Annotated in this window: 13 protein-coding genes and 1 riboswitch; all 13 genes read right to left on the minus strand. The window is 46.5% G+C overall.

Annotation, left to right across the window (positions count from 1 at the left end):
* Positions 1-5: 5 nt before the first annotated feature.
* Positions 6-1526: an NADH-quinone oxidoreductase subunit M gene (locus BN1002_RS19650; RefSeq protein ID WP_048827215.1), complete on the minus strand. Its 1521-nt coding sequence runs from the start codon at positions 1524-1526 to the stop codon at positions 6-8.
* Positions 1527-3392 (minus strand): NADH-quinone oxidoreductase subunit L, encoded by a 1866-nt coding sequence (gene nuoL, locus BN1002_RS19655; protein WP_048827217.1) that lies wholly within the window; start codon positions 3390-3392, stop codon positions 1527-1529.
* Positions 3393-3562: 170 nt separating this feature from the next.
* Positions 3563-3880: an NADH-quinone oxidoreductase subunit NuoK gene (nuoK, locus tag BN1002_RS19660; RefSeq protein WP_048827218.1), complete on the minus strand. Its 318-nt coding sequence runs from the start codon at positions 3878-3880 to the stop codon at positions 3563-3565.
* A 1-nt stretch (position 3881) separates the two neighbouring features.
* On the minus strand, positions 3882-4391 hold the full coding sequence (locus BN1002_RS19665; protein ID WP_048827219.1) for an NADH-quinone oxidoreductase subunit J: 510 nt from the start codon (positions 4389-4391) through the stop codon (positions 3882-3884).
* Positions 4388-4807, minus strand: coding sequence for an NADH-quinone oxidoreductase subunit NuoI (nuoI, locus tag BN1002_RS19670; protein ID WP_048827220.1), 420 nt, complete (start codon positions 4805-4807; stop codon positions 4388-4390). Before nuoI ends, BN1002_RS19665 begins: the two co-directional genes overlap by 4 nt.
* Positions 4808-4910: 103 nt before the next feature.
* Positions 4911-5921: an NADH-quinone oxidoreductase subunit NuoH gene (gene nuoH / locus BN1002_RS19675; RefSeq protein ID WP_048827221.1), complete on the minus strand. Its 1011-nt coding sequence runs from the start codon at positions 5919-5921 to the stop codon at positions 4911-4913.
* The gene (locus BN1002_RS19680) at positions 5921-7021 is read right to left on the minus strand and encodes an NADH-quinone oxidoreductase subunit D (protein WP_048827222.1); all 1101 of its coding nucleotides are present in this window, start codon (positions 7019-7021) and stop codon (positions 5921-5923) included. Before BN1002_RS19680 ends, nuoH begins: the two co-directional genes overlap by 1 nt.
* Before the next feature lie 3 nt (positions 7022-7024).
* A complete protein-coding gene (locus BN1002_RS19685) occupies positions 7025-8260 on the minus strand; it encodes an NADH-quinone oxidoreductase subunit C (protein WP_048827223.1) in 1236 nt (411 codons plus the stop codon).
* Positions 8261-8263: 3 nt separating this feature from the next.
* Entirely contained in the window at positions 8264-8776 is a 513-nt protein-coding gene (locus BN1002_RS19690) for a NuoB/complex I 20 kDa subunit family protein (RefSeq protein ID WP_048827224.1), read from the minus strand.
* Entirely contained in the window at positions 8767-9141 is a 375-nt protein-coding gene (locus tag BN1002_RS19695) for an NADH-quinone oxidoreductase subunit A (protein ID WP_048827225.1), read from the minus strand. The genes BN1002_RS19690 and BN1002_RS19695 overlap by 10 nt, the downstream gene beginning before the upstream one ends.
* Before the next feature lie 556 nt (positions 9142-9697).
* Positions 9698-10516 (minus strand): transglutaminase-like domain-containing protein, encoded by an 819-nt coding sequence (locus BN1002_RS19700; RefSeq protein WP_148362833.1) that lies wholly within the window; start codon positions 10514-10516, stop codon positions 9698-9700.
* A 14-nt stretch (positions 10517-10530) separates the two neighbouring features.
* A riboswitch (cyclic di-GMP riboswitch) is annotated at positions 10531-10617 on the minus strand.
* A gap of 106 nt (positions 10618-10723) precedes the next feature.
* Positions 10724-11407 (minus strand): class D sortase, encoded by a 684-nt coding sequence (locus BN1002_RS23060; RefSeq protein ID WP_052445661.1) that lies wholly within the window; start codon positions 11405-11407, stop codon positions 10724-10726.
* A 62-nt stretch (positions 11408-11469) separates the two neighbouring features.
* Entirely contained in the window at positions 11470-13641 is a 2172-nt protein-coding gene (locus BN1002_RS23065) for an LPXTG cell wall anchor domain-containing protein (RefSeq protein ID WP_052445662.1), read from the minus strand.
* Between the last annotated feature and the right edge of the window lie 144 nt (positions 13642-13785).

Raw genomic sequence — 13785 nt, forward strand, 5'->3', positions numbered from 1 at the left:
GTTCATCAACCTCCCAACCCAAGCATGATAGATTTAAGTGCGGAATGCAGCGGTGAGCTTAGGACACTTGGGTAAACCCCGATCAGGACAATCAGGAAAAGCAGCGTCAAGGCAGGAACGTATTCGATTCCCCTCAAATCACGCACTCCCGCGAACTCGCGGTGGGACATTCCATAGGTCATGCCCAGAATCGCGCGAAGCAGATAGGCCGCGGTCATAATAATGCCTATGCAGCCGATTGCGGCCAGGACAGGCATCTCCTTAAACAGGCCAAGGAATGCCATAAATTCACTTACGAAGCCAGACATGCCCGGCAAGCCAAGCGAAGCCATCCCGCCAGCGAGCAGCAGCCCTGCGGCGATTGGCATCCCTTTTGCCAGACCACCAAGATTCGCGATCAGGGATGTATCTAGGCGCTCATAAAACACGCCAACAAGGAAGAATAGCAAGGCCGAAATTAACCCGTGTGAAATCACTTGGAAAATTGCACCCTGGATCCCCGCTTCATTCAAAGCCGCGAGACCGATTAGGACGATTCCCATATGGGAGATTGACGAGTAGGCAAGTACCATTTTGAAATCCTTTTGGATAAAGGCCAGGAATGCGCCATAAAGAAGGTTCACTACTCCAAGGATGGCAATCAGGACAGCCAGCTGCTTGAATTGTGAAGGGAATATTCCCATTCCGAAACGGATTAGACCAAATGCACCGATTTTCAAAAGGATACCCGAGTGGATCATCACGATGGCCGGAGGGGCTTGGACGTGAACCCTTAGCATCCAGCTGTGGAGCGGGAAGATCGGCAGCTTTATTCCGAACGCGATCAGGAGTGCGATTAGCAGCCCCATTTTTGCATCCCCGGAAATCGGCTGGAGCGAATTCGCATCCGGATTCGCCATCAATTGCTCTAACAGGGCAATATTGGATGTCCCAGTCCTTGTAAATAACACCATGATGACAATTAACAGGACAGCCGATCCGAGCCCGTTGTAAATTAAGAAGCTGTAAGCTGCTTTTTCTTTTTCAAAATAACCCCATTTTCCAATCAAGAAGAACATTGGAATCAACGTCAGTTCAAAGAACAGGAAGAATAGGACAAGGTTTTGCGCTGTAAATACGCCTAGCATGCCGACTTCGAGTAGTAGAAACAGCATAAAATAACCTTTCCATTCCTTTTTCACCATGTTGGATGCCAGTGCCGCAAGCGAAGCGACTAAGGCTGTCAAAACGACTAGAAGCAGTGAAAACCCATCAATACCCAATTCATAATAAATTGAATAGAACTTTTCACCCATTTCCTTGTATCCGCCAAACTGAATCCAATCCGCCCTTACAGAGAAATCAGACAGGTTCTTCCCTGCCAGGTAATGGGCATAAGCGCCAAGCGAAATGAGCAAGGCTGGAATTGTGGCAAGAAAGCCTATCAGTTTGATTGTTCTTTCATTATCTTTTGGGATAAAAGCCAGGGCCGCTATCCCGAGCAGCGGGGAGAATACCATGATTGTCAATATATAGGATAGGTTCATTTACAAGTACCCCCCTGTCAGCGCGTAGATGACTGTCAGAACAGCAAGCCCGATGAAGGCGACTGCCACATATGTCTGGACCTGTCCCGACTGGAGCTTTGAACCTGTTTTCCCCAGAGCCCCGACTGTCCCCGCGACTGCTGAAGCGATTCCTTCCACAAGGAATACATCGATATAGCGGAAGAAATGGCTGATCGCTTTCGTCGCGTTGACAACAGACAGCTGATAGAATTCATCAATAAAGTATTTATTATAAAGGACACTGTATGCCCCCGGTGCTGTTGAGCTGAGCCAGTCGCGGGAAAGTGACCTTTTACCGTACATGAGCCAGGCCAGGAAAATGCCCGCAAGCGATACGAGTGTTGCAACAATCATGATCCAGATAGGGCCTTCAATATGCCCATGGCCGAGTGCAGCATTCCCGTCGACAAGCCAGTCACCGAGGAATGCGCCGAACCAAGGTGTATTGACATATCCAGCTACCACCGCCAGCACGCCTAGGATAATCATCGGCAGTGTCATCGTTCCAGGTGATTCATGGACATTCTTCGCAGTCGAACGGGATTCACCCCAGAATACCATGAAGAATAGGCGGAACATGTAAAACGCGGTGAAGAATGCGGCAATGACTGCTAGGATGAACAGGAATGGATGCCCGTTTTCCCATGCGGCAATCAAAATTTCATCTTTACTGAAGAAGCCTGAGAACAAAGGAACCCCGCTGATGGCAAGCGTCCCGATCAGGAACAACGGACCAGTCAGCTTAAGCTTCTTCCAAAGACCGCCCATTTCTTCGATGTTTTGCGTATGGACAGCATGGATGACGCTCCCTGCAGCAAGGAACAAAAGCGCCTTGAAGAAAGCATGGGTCATCAAGTGGAATACACCTGCGACATAGCCGGCAGAGCCGAGAGCGAGCATCATGTAGCCAAGCTGGCTGACCGTCGAATAGGCCAGAACCCGCTTAATATCCTTTTGCACAAGGCCGATGCTTGCCGCGAATATAGCCGTGAAAGCCCCGATGATCGCGACTGTCATAAGCGCTGTTTTGCTAGCTGCGAAGAGCGGGAATAAGGCCGCAACAAGATAGACCCCTGCCGCAACCATTGTTGCCGCGTGGATTAACGCCGACACTGGCGTCGGGCCTTCCATTGCGTCCGGAAGCCATGTGTGAAGCGGGAATTGCCCCGACTTTCCCATTGCCCCGACGAAAATCAAAATCGCTATTAAGGTAAGCATTCCTGCCGTAATCGCCCCTGCGTCGACTGCGGCGAAAATTTCATCATACTCAAAACTGCCAGTTTGCCAGAACAGGAGGATCATGCCGATCAAAAGGCCGACATCCCCGATCCTTGTCATAATGAAAGCCTTTTTCGCGGCGGCTTTCGCTTCTTCTTTATAATAGTAGAAACCAATCAACAGGAAGGATCCTACCCCGACAAGTTCCCAGAAAATATACGTCTGGAGAAGGTTTGGCGAAACGACCAGTCCAAGCATGGCGAATGTGAACAATCCAAGATAAGCGTAGAAAACCGGAATGCGTCCGTCACCGTGCATGTATCCCTTGGAATAGATATGTACGAGACAGCTAACTAGTGAAACGATAAACAGCATTAATGCATTTAATTGGTTCACTTCAAAGCCCGCTGTTAAATGAAAATCCCCTATTGACAGCCAAACTCCCTCTGCCTTGTATGTCGGTGCGGAAAAACGGTCAATCAGCACCAAGATGGACAAAACCAGTGAAGCCAGCGTTAATCCAATCCCAACGTAGGCACTCGCCTCTTTAAGCCGTCTGCCGAATAGAAGGAGGATCAAAAATGATACCAGCGGGAAAAGCGGTATGAGCCATGCATTTTCCATCAATACACTATCCCCTTTATGAACGCGCGTTTCTGATGCAGAATTTATCTGTCTGGGTGCGCGCCTGATTGCGCCCTAAGCCAGGGCATCCGCAGATGGCTCCTGCGGAAAATCGTCCGGCCATTCCGCATACGGCGGAATGAACCGTCCTTTAACCGGAAATGCGGTCCGGATTAATGTTTCAATATATCCATTTCATCGATATTGACTGTCTTCCTGTTCCTGTAAAGGGAAATCAGGATGGCCAGGCCGACTGCTGCTTCAGCTGCAGCGACAGCCATTGCGAACAAGGTGAAAATTTGTCCATCAATGGAAGGTGTCATTCCAAACTTGCTGAACGTGACAAGGTTGATGTTGACGGCGTTCAGCATGAGTTCAATGGATATAAGGACGATGACTGTGTTCCGCTTTGTCAAAGCTCCGTACAGGCCGATGCAGAACAAAATCAGGGCAAGCGCAAGGAAAGCAGAAGCGGGTACTCCTGTATTCATATCACTCTGCCTCCTTATCGTCTTTTTTTGCAAGAACAACTGCCCCAATCAGGGCGACAAGCAGCAGGACTGACAGGTACTCAAACGGAATGATAAATCTCGAGTAAAGCGCCATGCCGATTTGCTCAGTATTGTTTTCATGCAACGCCGCCTGCTCCGGATGCAAGTCGAGGTTGTAGATTCCGATATAAACGGCAAAGGCAAAGCCCGCGACTCCTAAAAACACAAGGACTTTCCGCCATTTCCCCGAGCTTGCTTCGCTATCATCGTCATGCTTAGTCAGCATAATGCCGAATAACATAATGATTGTAATGGCACCAGAGTAAATGAGGATCTGGACGGCTGCCAAAAATTCCGCGGACAGGAGGACAAAAATGCCGGCAATGCTGATAAATGTAAATACGAGGGCGATGATTGTATGGACCACTTTTGTCAGGTTGAGCAAAAGCACTCCTCCGATGACAGCCACCAGCGCCAGCAGCATAAATGCTAGAAATTCACCTGAAATCATGCTTTATTCACCTTCCGAACATTCTCGTCATTTTCATCCAGCCACTCGAGGTTTTTAAATAGGTTGTCCCGGCTATACTCCGCAAGTTCGAAGTTGTTCGTCATCACGATTGCTTCTGTCGGGCAAACCTCGGTACATAAATCGCAGAGGATGCAGATTTCAAAATTGATATCGTACGTATCGATGACTTTCCCCTTTTTCGTAGGATCCGGATGCTTTTTCCCTGTCAGCTGAATGCAGTCCGTTGGGCAGATGTTCGCACATTGGTTGCAGACGATGCATTTTTCCGGGTAGAACTTCTGGATTCCCCTGAATCGGTCAGGAAGGGGCAGCGGTTTATTTGGATAGTCATACGTGATTTTTTCTTTTGTCAGGTTTTTCAGGGTATATTTTAAGCCTTTTGCCAATCCAAGCATGTTTTTCACCCCTTTAGTTCCGTGATAAAAATTAGTGCAGTTTTCTTAATATGGCTTGTGAGCGGCTGGCACTCCAGCGCCCTTTGCCCCGATCATGTTGATATTAAAACAACTTAAACAGTTCTTTGATCAATGCTGTCAGGAATACGTTTGCGAGTGCTACTGGGAGCAGGACCTTCCAGCCAAATTCCATCAGTTTGTCTGCCCGGAAACGCGGATACGTTACCCGGAACCAGATGAGGATAAAGACAATGAGACTGAATTTGAGCGAGAACCATACCGCACCAGGAATGAAGTCGAGAATCGATAGCGGAGGAAGCCATCCGCCAAGGAAAAGGACTGTTGTAAGGGCGGCCATCGCAAAGAGATATACATATTCCGCGAGCATGAAAAACGCCCAGCGGAAGCCGGAATATTCAACATGGTAACCGGCAACGAGTTCCGACTCTCCTTCAGGAAGGTCGAATGGAGTCCTGTTCAGCTCTGCCACCGAGGCGATCATGAACACGATAAAGGCAATCGGCTGCAAAAGAATATACCAGCCATTTTGCTGCGCATGAACAATGTCATTCAAGTTCAGGCTGCCTGTCAGAAGGATAATTCCAAGGACTGACATGACAAGCGGTATTTCATAAGAAATCATCTGAGCCGCGGCACGGGCTCCGCCAAGCAATGCATATTTATTGTTTGACGCCCAGCCGCCGGTAACGATCCCAATCGTTGTAATTCCCGAGATGGCTACATAATATAGAAGCCCAACGCCAATATCGGCAAATTGCAATTTATCAGTAAACGGAATGGCTGCCAGCACCATGAAAGATGGCGCGAAGGCGATGACAGGCGCAAGGATGAACAGAGGCCTGTCTGCTACTTTTGGTATGATATCTTCCTTCAGTAAAAGCTTTAAAACGTCCGCGACTGTCTGCAGCAGGCCCCATCGCCCACCAACATGGTTTGGGCCGTGCCTTAGCTGCATAAAGCCCATTACTTTTCGCTCGGCAAGAATGCCGTATGTGACAAACCCGAGTACGACTAACAGCAAAACGGTTGCCAGCAGAAAGAAGATTCCGAAATTAACGAGTCCGGGGCTTGAGGTAAGCAGTTCTTCTACCATTAACCGTCCACCTCCCCAAGGACAATATCAATGGCTCCAAGAATGGCGACCATATTCGCCATGTTTTCGCCGACAAGCAGCTTTGATAGTATTTGAAGATTATAGAATGATGGCCTTCTGAATTTTAGGCGGTAAGGTTCTTTTTTGCCGTCACTGGAAATGTAACAGCCGATTTCACCGCGCGGCGATTCAATTCTTACGTAAGCTTCCCCTTTTGGCGCCTTGATGATTTTCGGCACCTTGGCAAGGATCTCGCCATCTTCAGGGAATTGTTCGCACGCTTGTTCCAAAATCTTCAGTGACTCTTCGATTTCCCGGATCCTTACGTGATAGCGTGACCAGCAGTCTCCGCCTTCTTCTGTAATGACGTCAAAATTGAAACGGTCATAGATGGAGTACGGCTCATCTTTCCTCAGGTCATATTTGACCCCTGTACACCTTAGGTTAGGGCCAGTAAGTGAATACTGGATTGCCTCTTCCTTCGTGTATTTTCCAACGCCTTTCACACGGTTCATAAAAATTTCGTTTCCAGTCACGAGCTGATGATAGCCCTTCAACTGTTCCCTCATATATGGAATGAATTCCTTTACCTTCTCAATCCATCCCTCCGGCGCATCCCACTTCACTCCGCCGACCCGCATATAGTTATACGTCAGCCGGGCACCGGAAATTTCATTCAACATGTTGATGATCATTTCCCGCTCCCTGAATGCATACAGGAACGGACTGACTGCTCCCATATCAAGCAGGTAGGTACCCCACCAGACAAGGTGGCTCGCCACCCTATTCAGTTCCATTACAAGGACCCTCAGATATTCAGCCCGCTCAGGCACCTGGATGCCCATCATCGTCTCAACCGCATGGCAAATGACGTAGTTGTTCGTCATTGACGATAGATAGTCCATCCGGTCCGTATAAGGAATGATCTGGGTGTATTGCAGGTTTTCAGCCAGTTTCTCTGTTCCCCGGTGGAGGTAGCCGATTACAGGCTGGGCATGTGTGATGATTTCCCCGTCGATCTTTACGACCAGCCGGAAAACCCCGTGTGTACTTGGGTGCTGGGGCCCTACATTCAATAGCATTTCTTCAGTACGTATCATTGGTTACACCTCCACGTCGTATTGCTCGTAGTCTTTTCTTAGTGGATGGCCAACCCAATCTTCCCCAAGCATAATTCGATGCAGATTCGGGTGCCCTGTGAAATTGATGCCAAGCAAATCATAAGTCTCGCATTCAGGCCAGTCTGCTCCTGCCCAAAGCGGCTGCAGGGATTCAATTGTTGGCGAATTCCTGTCAATTTTCACCTTCATGGCTACTGATTGCCTGTTCTTATATGAGAATAAATGCACATATAGTTCCAAGTGGGTTTCAAAATCAGTCCCATGCAATTCCGATAAGTAATCAAAACCCAATTGTTCATTATATTTAAGGAACTGGGCGACTTTGAAATACGAATCACGGTTGACTATAATCGTTGGGACATCTTTTGAAAGTTTATTAATATAGGAGTCTTCCAAAACATATTCACCAAGATGTTCTTTAATGACTTTCACATATTTATCAAGGAATGGCTGGTTTGGAGATGGGGTTTCAAGTTCAGTAACGGCTGGTTCCCCCGCGCCCTTTGCAGCAGCTGCAGCTCTGGCTTTCGCTGCCGCTGCGGCTTTTGCTTTTGCCGCCGCAATGGCTTTCGCCTTTTCATCATCCCCGCCTGCGCCACCTGCCTGCTTGGCCAACGCCGCGGCTTTTGCCTTGGCGGCTGCGGCGGCTTTCGCTTTCGCGGCTGCGGCGGCTTTTGCCTTGGCGTCGTCCCCGGCTGGTTCTGCCGCTTCTTCGCCCGCTTTCTTCGCCAGTGCCGCGGCTTTTGCTTTCGCTGCGGCGGCTGCTTTCGCTTTCGCGGCTGCGGCAGCTTTTGCCTTGGCATCGTCCCCGGCTGGTTCTGCCGCTTCTTCGCCCGCTTTCTTAGCGAGTGCCGCGGCTTTTGCTTTCGCTGCGGCGGCGGCTTTCGCTTTTGCGGCTGCGGCGGCTTTCGCCTTTTCGTCCGCGCCAGCAGATTCAGTCGTCTCTGAAACCGCTTTCATTCCTTCTGATTTATCCGTTTCCTCATTGCCCGCTGTAGCACTTTTCCTCTTTTCAAGCGCGGCTGCTTTTGCCTTCGCCGCGGCTTCTGCTTTAGCCTGCGCTAAATCCTTTTCACCTTCAGCTTCAGCAGGCTTTGCATCCGCTGGCGGCTTTTGGGCCGAACCCGCTTCCCTGGCAGCCCTTTTTGCTGCGGCGGCCGCCTTCGCTTTCGCAACCGCTTCTTTCTTTAATTGTTCCAGATCTTTCTCCCCGCTCATCGGTTAGATCACCTTCTTCCCCGTCTTCGCTTCGTAGCGAATCTTTTCCCGAAGTTTGTTGATACCATAAATAAGCGCCGCGGGACTCGGCGGGCAACCCGGGATATAAACATCAACCGGGACGATTTGATCGACGCCTTTTACAACCGAATAGGAATAGATATAAGGCCCTCCGGCTGTAGCGCACGAACCCATTGCAATAACCCATTTCGGCTCAGGCATCTGGTCATAAAGCCGGCGGACAATCGGCGCCATCTTCTTGGTAACCGTGCCAGAAACGATCATAACGTCAGACTGCCTTGGAGAGGTTCTGAAAAACGAACCGAAGCGGTCCAGGTCATAATGTGATGACCCGCCGCCCATCATTTCAATCGCGCAGCAGGCAAGCCCGAATGTCATTGGATAAAGAGAGTTGCTTCTCGCCCAGGCTTTCACTTGCTCAAGCGTGGTCAAAAAGACATTCCTCTTCATTTCTTCCATTTCCTGAGGTGATATGCTGTCCAATTTTAAATCCATTTTAGCACCTTCTTTTTCCATGCATAAACAAGCCCGAGCACTAGCATCAACACGAAAATCGTCATTTCGATCAATGCAAATATCCCGAGCTTTTCATAAGCTACTGCCCACGGGTATAAAAACACCGTTTCGACATCGAAAATAACAAACATCAGGGCAAAAATATAATAGCGGACATTGAATTGCACACGGGAATCGTGAAACGGCTCAATACCGCTTTCATATGTAGTATACTTCGCATCACTTGGTTTATATGGACGCAGAAGTTTACCCAAAAACAGCGCCACCACAGGCAGCAAAATCCCCAGACATAGAAACACAAACACTATCAGATAGTTATTCTGATATAAATTTAGCAGTTCCATGCCCATCCCCTCCAATGTTGTAAAATTTTCATTTTAACGAATTTGTAACCGAATTCATTATAGCACTGTTACAATTCTGTGTCGACAAGCCCCTTGGCAAAAAAAAGAAGCTCCCCCTTCCTGATCTCGAAGTCAATTCGATCGCCGGAAGCTGTGGAATCTCCCGGTTGTTCATTCATGTAGTTAAGGGCTTGCAACCTCTATCATAATGGGTTTTTTTGCTGGTTTCAAAGTTTTAAACCAGCAAAGCACCTCCCATTTCCACTTTACTTATACATAATTTCCCTGTCAGTGAGGTTTGTCAATCCATCAGGCTTTTTTGTATGTTTTTCCGTTTTTATTTCCCTACTGCAAGAGTATTTTCTTTTCCAGCTCGATCATTTTCTAAAGACTTTTCTATACCGTCTTTTCTTATAGTATTCGGGACAAAGAGTGTTCAGTAATTCTATGTTTATTTTTTGCAAAGGTTGTCCTTTTTTTTGCTTAAAGGATAAATAAGGAAAGATTAAAAGGTCCGGAAGGTATTGCAATCACCTTCCGGACCGGACTGTCCATTTTAATATTCGTTAATCTTTTTGTAATCCTTCGTATTTTTATAGATTGATTTACCACTATAGTTTTTTAAGGAGGCATCAATGGTAGTGTCCACGGTGACCCATTTGTTCAATTCCTTGATATATACCTCGTTCCAGGCATGGTAGCCTTGGACTTTGTTTGAATAGCCGGTGACAAGCTTTGCCGGGATTTCCTGGCTTCTGAGCATGGCAGCGGTTAATGAAGCATAGTCATAGCAGATTCCCTTTTTAGAGGTGAAAACGGTATTGATATTTGGCAGGTAACCACTTTGCACCGTCTTCATTTTATTGTAGTCGTAAGAAACGTTCCGGACTACATACTGGTGGATTGCTTTCAGCTTGTCCTCTGTTTTCGGCTTTCCTTTTGCAAGTGTTGCCGCAGTCTTTATTGGCGCCATCGAAGCAGTCCAATTTACATTCTGGACCGGCTGAAGGAAAACTGTTTTTTGATCCTTCAGGTTCAGTGGGACGTCCTTTGAAGAGACCGCCTTATAGCTATTGCCCTGAGTCTGTTCAAAAACGGTCACTTTATACATCCCATTTTGCATTTGCAGTGGGAGCTGGGCAGGTGTTCCGTTACTTGGCAGGTCGTAATAGTAAGTGACTTTGTTCTTTGTAATTCCTGCTTTTACCTTTTTCCCTGATTTGCTCGCATATTTGACCGTCACGACTCCTTTTGCCAGGACGCTGGTGTCAATTGCTGCCGATGATTGAACTGTAAGGAGCCTCGCTTCAGCCACAGCAGGTTCGAATGGCATAAACAACATGAAACAAATCATTACACCTAAAAATTTCCGCACAAAAAAACTCTCCTTTCGGCAGCCGGCTGCCCTGCTTTTTTTAAAAGGAAGGGCCCTTGGCTTTGCGTCCCTGCTTTTCAACAGGTTTGCCTTTTTCTCAGAAAAGTTCCAGTATTTCTTTTCTATCTTCATTATATCTGCCGTACAACCAAAATTCTACAATATTTTAGCATAATTTCCCATCAACAAAAGCCCCTCATTGTCGACCTATGGCACCATCTTCGCGTGAATAATCAACCTGTGTGTGGCTGTATCAACGGGATCACATGTAATCAATGTCAGCAGACTATCCTGTCCGTTGCCCTTTAAGACTGCCGTATCATCAGGTGTGACAATTAATCTTTCATATACTTTATATTTGTAAGTATTATTTCTGTCTTTTACAACGATGATATCCCCTACTTTCACTTCGCCAAGCCGGTTGAACATTTTTCCAAAGGCCCGGCTTCTATGGGCGGCTATCGCTGAATTCCCGGGCTGACCCGGATATGGTGTTCCTGCCAAATGCCCCGCTCCGGTTTTCATGCTCTTTTGGGTTGCCCCTTCCAAGATTGGGAGCCTGATATTAATTCGTTTAATCTCTATTGTTCCGAGCATCTGCCCATCCTGTGGCGCTGGGCGGGAAGCTTTATCACTTTTGGTCGTAATTCCAGATGAATACGATTGTGAAGATATTACCATTTCTGGTGTCTCGTCCAAGGGCTCTGCTTTTACAAAAATATCCCCAAGCTGCCCGAAGCTATCAAACGCGTCCTGGTTAACTTCTTGTCCTCGTTCCCATTCTCGGATGATTTTCTTTTGCATGTAGTCGGAATAGAGTTGTTTTCCCGATGGGTAACCAATGAGTGCCACCCCGGCAAGCATGAAGAGAATTGCAATTATTTTTCTCATCCGTTATTCTCACTCCCTATTAAAAATAGAGGGAGAAAAGTTCTCCCTCTATCCAAGGTTTGTTATGCATGCTTCCTTCGTAATGTACGAAGCATGCCAAGGCCGGTAATAACCATTAATAGCCCCGCCATATAGAACCCAATCGGGCTATCTTCTCCTGTTTTAGGCAAGTTTCCGCCAGGAGTTGGATTGTCAGGGATGATTGTGCCATCATCAGGAAGTGTTGGAAGATCTGGCGTTCCCGGTTTTGTTGGTTCTTCCGGCTTGCCGGGACCCCCAGGAACTTCAGGATTTTCTGGTATGATGACTCCCCCGTCATCTTCACATTCAAAGCTGATGGTTAACGTATCTCCCTCAATTACAGCCGAACCTTCCTCCAGTAATTCCTTTATGGATATAACCTCTTCCTCCCCATCAATGATGAGAACAATGCTTTCGATGTCATCAATACGGATGTCTTCCAGGCCGTAGGTCAGTTCCCCTGAATCATCAATTTCCAGTTCAACCTCTTCGCCACCGGACAGAATAAGTTTTATTCCATCTACGAATCCGGCGCAGCTGCTAAGGATCAATGTTAGGAACTGTTCTTTTGGAACTTCAGCTTCAACTTCACATTTTAAATTAATCGTAATCATGCCGTCCGTTTTAACTACTGAACCAGCTGGCAAGCTTGCTAATTCATACCTCTTTACCTTTCCTTTTACTGTTAGCTCTACTGCTTTTATATCCTCTACTGCAACATCCTCAAGTTCCATTAGAAGATCTGAGATGGATGTAAATTCAACTTTCTTATCATCCTTCATGATAAGAGCGGCCTTTTCGACCAAACCGACACATCCTGAGACGACCACTTTAATTTTTGTTAGGAGGGGTTCTTCTTCATCAACAGGCGGTTTAATATCGCAGGCAACCGTAATCGATATAACGTCTCCTGTTTCGGCTACTATTAAATCTTTCAGAGCATAAACTTTTTCTTGTCCTTCATTTGGAATATGTTTAATGCCTGTGATGTTCCCAAGTTTATAATCTTTTACCACAAGACTTAAATTTTCAGGGTTCTTGAATTCGTGCTCTTTTCCGTCATCCGTCAAAAGGAATGCCTGTTTAACAAGACCAACACACCCCTGAATAATTAAGTTGAATGTTTTTTCGACTGGTGCAGGCTGCTCCTCGCCATCATCTTCGCATGTAACTTTAAAGATTACCGTTCCATTTTCATCCTTTGGTGACTCAACTAGGACATCCTTTGCATTAAACTCCTGTTTACTGCCATCTTTAAAGACAATTCCAATCTTCAGGATATCTTCAACCTCTAATTTCTCATGGGTAACCATTCCATTATCGTCAAGTTTGAGTCGCGTTTCCCCATTTTCAAGAACGCCTTCCTTCACGATGAAATATGAACTTTCAACTAAAGGTCTGCATCCTTCTATAAAATTGACTTTGTATTTATTTGTCTTGCTGTTACCGTTGTCGTCTCCCTTACCGGGTGGGTCTTCTTTATCTCCTGGTGGGTTCTCTTTATCTCCTGGCGGGTCTTCTTTATCTCCTGGTGGATTCTCTTTATCTCCTGGTGGGTCTTCTTTATCTCCTGGTGGGTTCTCTTTATCTCCTGGCGGGTCTTCTTTATCTCCTGGTGGATTCTCTTTATCTCCTGGTGGATCTTCTTTATCTCCTGGTGGATTCTCTTTATCTCCTGGTGGGTTTTCTTTATCTCCTGGTGGATTCTCTTTATCTCCTGGCGGGTCTTCTTTATCCCCTGGCGGGTCTTCTTTATCTCCTGGCGGGTCTTCTTTATCTCCTGGTGGGTTCTCTTTATCTCCTGGCGGGTCTTCTTTATAGTAAAAGGCTATATGGCTTATTCCCTTATTTTCTGGAGCAACTAAGCCCTTACCTCCTTGTGAGCCTGCAGGGAAATCATACCAATTTCCTCCGGTTCCTGCTTTAACATATACTTTATGGACAGGTATGTTTGAACTCCAGTCAAATGATTTTGGCTCATTCTTTTTACTATAAACATTTATTGTGACGGTAAGTTTTTCTTTGCTTTTTGAATTGGTTTTCACTTCATTTCCATCAAATTTCAACATCGTGTAACCAGGTAGTTCAACTGCCGCTCCTCCTTGGTTACCATCACCGCTTTTTGCTTGGGCAGAAACAACTGATAAAGCATTATATAACAGCATAAAAAATGTTAAAATTAAAGCAAAATTCCTTTTTTGTTTCTTACTCAAAATAATCCCCTCTTTCTCTATTTTTTGCACAACAAATAGACTGAATATTCAGTTATTTTTAGCGAGTAAATCCCTCCCTCGGTATTCTATTATTCTTAATAAACAAGAATCTTTTTATCCTCGTTTATTAATTCAGTTGTTTTA

The sequence above is a fragment of the Bacillus sp. B-jedd genome, assembly GCF_000821085.1.
In the GTDB taxonomy this organism is placed as follows: Bacteria; Bacillota; Bacilli; order Bacillales; family Cytobacillaceae; genus Bacillus_D.

Bases quoted from the DNA above. Each gene is read 5' to 3' on its own strand.
- BN1002_RS19650 (WP_048827215.1), bottom strand. From the start codon at position 1,526: ATGAACCTATCCTATATATTGACAATCATGGTATTCTCCCCGCTGCTC.
- nuoK (WP_048827218.1), bottom strand. From the start codon at position 3,880: ATGAATACAGGAGTACCCGCTTCTGCTTTCCTTGCGCTTGCCCTGATT.
- BN1002_RS19665 (WP_048827219.1), bottom strand. From the start codon at position 4,391: ATGATTTCAGGTGAATTTCTAGCATTTATGCTGCTGGCGCTGGTGGCT.
- nuoI (WP_048827220.1), bottom strand. From the start codon at position 4,807: ATGCTTGGATTGGCAAAAGGCTTAAAATATACCCTGAAAAACCTGACA.
- nuoH (WP_048827221.1), bottom strand. From the start codon at position 5,921: ATGGTAGAAGAACTGCTTACCTCAAGCCCCGGACTCGTTAATTTCGGA.
- BN1002_RS19680 (WP_048827222.1), bottom strand. From the start codon at position 7,021: ATGATACGTACTGAAGAAATGCTATTGAATGTAGGGCCCCAGCACCCA.
- BN1002_RS19685 (WP_048827223.1), bottom strand. From the start codon at position 8,260: ATGAGCGGGGAGAAAGATCTGGAACAATTAAAGAAAGAAGCGGTTGCG.
- BN1002_RS19690 (WP_048827224.1), bottom strand. From the start codon at position 8,776: ATGGATTTAAAATTGGACAGCATATCACCTCAGGAAATGGAAGAAATG.
- BN1002_RS19695 (WP_048827225.1), bottom strand. From the start codon at position 9,141: ATGGAACTGCTAAATTTATATCAGAATAACTATCTGATAGTGTTTGTG.
- BN1002_RS23060 (WP_052445661.1), bottom strand. From the start codon at position 11,407: ATGAGAAAAATAATTGCAATTCTCTTCATGCTTGCCGGGGTGGCACTC.